This window comes from Sandarakinorhabdus cyanobacteriorum, from assembly GCF_002251755.1.
GTDB lineage: Bacteria > Pseudomonadota > Alphaproteobacteria > Sphingomonadales > Sphingomonadaceae > Sandarakinorhabdus > Sandarakinorhabdus cyanobacteriorum.
Map to the genome: position 1 here is coordinate 1 of NZ_NOXT01000008.1, position 3,760 is coordinate 3,760.

Sequence of the window (3,760 nt, forward strand, 5' to 3'; positions counted from 1 at the left end):
CGCCAGCACACCCAAGGAACGCGCCGCACGGGAGCGCCGCGCCAACCGCGGCAACTTGCCGGCCCATCTGACCCGCATCGAGCAGGTCATCGATGTCGAGCACAAGGCTTGCACCTGCTGCGGCGGTGATCTGCACGCCATTGGTGAAGACGTCGCCGAACGGCTCGACGTCGTGCCGGCCAGCTTCCGGGTGCTGGTCACCCGTCGTCCGCGCTATGCCTGCCGCGCCTGCGAGGGCGAGGTGGTGCAAGCCCCGGCACCGACCCGCATTGTCGAAGGCGGGCTGCCCACCGACGCGCTGGTCGCCAGCGTGCTGGTCTCCAAGTACGCCGATCATCTCCCGCTCTACCGGCAGGCCCAGATCTACGCTCGGCAGGGCGTCAACCTCGATCGTTCGACGCTGGCCGACTGGGTGGGCCGAGCAGCCTGGTATCTGGCACCGGTGCGCGATCATCTGCTGGCAGAGCTCAAGAAGGGCCCCAGGCTGTTCGCCGACGAGACGACCGCACCAGTGCTGGATCCCGGGCGACGACGCACCAAGACCGGGCAGATCTGGGCCTATGCCCGCGATGACCGGCCATGGGGCGGCACCGATCCGCCAGCAGTGGCGTTCCTCTACGCACCCGACCGCAAGGCCGAGCGACCCAAGGCGCATCTGGCAGGGTTTAGCGGCATCCTGCAGGTCGACGGCTATGCCGGCTATCGCGAGATCGGCCGCCGCAACGACGTGTCGCTGGCGTTTTGCTGGGCCCATGTGCGCCGCAAGTTCTTCGAGCTCGCCAAGGCCGATGCCTCACCAACATCAACTGAGGCGTTGCAATTGATCAAGACGCTCTACGCCATCGAGGACGAGATCCGCGGGCAGCACGCTGACGTCCGGCGCTCTGTTCGACAGGAGAAGAGCAAGCCGGTCGTCGACGCGCTATTCCGGCTGCTCAGCACTCGGCTCCCGCTGGTCAGCGCCAAGAGCAAGCTGGCCGACGCCATCCGCTACGCCACCTCGCGCTGGACCGGGCTGACGCTGTTCCTCGAAGACGGTAGGGCCGAGCTCGACAGCAATATCGTCGAGCGGAGCATCAGGCCCATTGCCCTCAATCGCAAGAACGCCCTGTTCGCCGGCTCCGACGACGGTGGCGACAACTGGGCCGTCATCGCCAGCCTCATCGAGACCGCCAAGCTCAACAGCGTCGACCCGCTCGCCTGGATGACCAACACCCTCGAGCGTCTCGCCCGCGGACATTCCAGCCAGGAACTCGATCAGCTCATGCCGTGGCGGTTCAGGCCCTGAAGGGCCCGGGCACAGCGCTTACGGTGTTCCCGCTGTAACCCCTTCGCAGGGCCGAAGGGGCGGCCCGGTGTGGCGCTGATGCGCCTGACCGGGCCTGCCTTCGTCTCTCTTGCTCGGGGGCGGGAACGTCTCTTCCACACACACAGGAACACCTGCCGAAACCTATCGGCGGTCGCCCCTTAGTCAAGGACCGCGGTCCCCCCAATTTTCAGCGGGGAGGCTGTGTCGCTGCGCGCCAGCCACCACGCAGAAAATCGGTTCCCCCACGCCCGCCATGGCGGCGGCGAGACGAGCTCGCCGTCCCTGACACGGTTCGTCCGGCCCGATGGGTTTTTGGCTGTTCCCAATGTGGGGACGATTTCAAGAATCGGAGGCTTTTATGACTGTTTTCAACTCGTTCGCAGATATGGCTCAGGCACGGATCAATCTTGCCGATGCACGTGAAGGGATCACGGAATCCTACGACGGAGCGTTCCTCGAACACAGCGATCTGGCCAAGCTCAATATCATTGAGGCTCCAATCGCCGCAGAGATGCCGGATCCCGACATGGCGCGCCGCGCCGTGGAGATGGCAATCGGAACGATCTTCGATGTCCTCAAGGACACGCGCATGGAAGAATTCGCGCAGCAGCTCGCCTGGGGCATGGTCAACTCCTTCCACATGACCGCACGCCTGGCTGAAGGTCGCGAGGACGATGCCGCAAAGAAGCTGGGCGAAATGGCACGCCACTTCGATCCTTCGGAAATCTACGCTGTCGAGCTCGAGGAAACACAACAGCTTTGCCAGACACTGCAAGGGTGCCGCGAAGCGCTCGAGGCAATGCGCGATCATGCAGCAGACGTCTACCGCGTCGAAACCGGTCGCCCCTTCACGGCCGCTCGGGGATCGCAAGTCAGCAAGAATGGGGTGACCGCAAGCCAGGTGCAGGCACGCGATTTCCTCGCAGCACGCGCCAAGGATCGCAGGGCGCAATTCCAGCCCGATGGCCCGCTGGTGATCGTGTCAGGTGGCCAAAAGGATTGGCACGACTTCGCGATGATCTGGGCAATCCTCGACGACATCAAGTCCCGGATCCCGAACATGGTCCTGGGCACGACCGGCATGCGCAAGGGCGTCGACGCCATGGCGGGTGCATGGGCGCAGCAGAACGGGGTCAACACGATCCTGTTCGTTCCCGACCAACGCCACGGCAACCGCGCTCCGTTCCTGCGCAACGAGAGCATCGTCAAACTGAACCCGGTTGAAGCGATCATCGGAGAAGGATCCGGCATCCAGTCGAACCTTGCACAGCGCCTCCGTCAGGCTGGCGTGCCGCTGCACATCCGCCGCATCAGCGATCAGGCGCAAACGCGCTCGCGCACCTTCGGCTGAGCGCTTTTCGGAAGGCTCCGGCTTATGCCGGGGCCTTCCGTTCTTCTTTTGCGCAAGGGGCGGGCTCTGGGGGCATCGAACCCCCTTCGCCCGCTGCCGCGAGGATCGCGATCCCTGAATGTATCAGCGGCACTTTTGCCTTGGCCCGGCGCGCCTTGCCCGTGCTCGATGCTTCGCATCTTGCGGGCATCGCTGCCGCGCCAGCGGCTGCATCCGGACAATGGGCCGACCGGCAACCCTCAGGCTGGACCAGACCCCTTGTGGGCATTCAGCCACAAGCTCAGGAAGTGAGAAAGGAGAGGGGGATGGAGGAGACGAGCAGCGACAGGAGGCAAAGATGCTCGTCACATTCCGCGTCAAGGATATCGAGACAAAGCTCCATTCGGTACCGGCTCAGATACGCCCGCAAGAGCTCGCCGCGCTGATGCGCAGACTGCACACCGCGAACAGTACAATCGATGCAGATCCAGGCGAATTCCTGGCCGCGCCCCTGAACTTCGAGATCAATGCCAACGCGCTTGCCATCGCCGCGTTCGCATCATGCTTCGACCATCGTGCGGAGATGATCGCGATCGTCGAGGAAGCGCAGTTTCTTGGACGAATGCTGCGGATCGAACACCTGCAATGCGATGCGCCTATCACGATGCGCGTGAGTGAACACATCGCTCTGGTAGGTGACATCACGATGAGCAGCGACCATGCGTCCAAGGTGCTCACTTCTCTTGGCCGCCATGCAAATGAGACTGGCCAATTGTCCCTGCAGAAGCTCGCCACAGCGCTCGAAGATCACCGGACTTACGCGGCTTTCGTCAAGGCAGGAATCACTCCGCTCTTCGAAAGCCTCGCGTTCATCGCCGCCACCGATTGTGGAGAGCAACATCCGCTGCTCGAATGGAGCTAATGACGAACCAGCCACCAGTTCATGAGCAGCCGGGAATCGGCTCAACTCGACGCCATGTTTAACGCTCGATCTGCAACCAGCCTCCTGCAGGATCGAGGTGGAAAAGGGTGCCCGGCACGTTGCCGCGGTGCCCTTTTTTCATGCCGCCTGGATCACGCTGTCAACGGCGGAGTAAAAGTCGGCCATTGGGCGGCGCAAA

3 protein-coding genes are annotated in these 3,760 nt (G+C 63.3%); all 3 read left to right on the forward strand.

Features of this window, described 5'->3' with window-relative positions:
* A partial coding sequence (tnpC, locus tag CHU93_RS00095; RefSeq protein WP_106408457.1) for an IS66 family transposase occupies positions 1 to 1,288 on the forward strand: 1,288 nt, incomplete at its 5' end.
* Between the two features lie 379 nt (positions 1,289 to 1,667).
* A complete protein-coding gene (locus tag CHU93_RS00100; protein ID WP_094472202.1) occupies positions 1,668 to 2,660 on the forward strand; it encodes a DUF2493 domain-containing protein in 993 nt (330 codons plus the stop codon).
* A 337-nt stretch (positions 2,661 to 2,997) separates the two neighbouring features.
* A complete protein-coding gene (locus CHU93_RS00105) occupies positions 2,998 to 3,561 on the forward strand; it encodes a hypothetical protein (RefSeq protein WP_094472203.1) in 564 nt (187 codons plus the stop codon).
* Positions 3,562 to 3,760: the final 199 nt, after the last annotated feature.

Coding starts and splice junctions, on each gene's coding strand:
- CHU93_RS00100 (WP_094472202.1), top strand. CDS start 1,668: ATGACTGTTTTCAACTCGTTCGCAGATATGGCTCAGGCACGGATCAAT.
- CHU93_RS00105 (WP_094472203.1), top strand. CDS start 2,998: ATGCTCGTCACATTCCGCGTCAAGGATATCGAGACAAAGCTCCATTCG.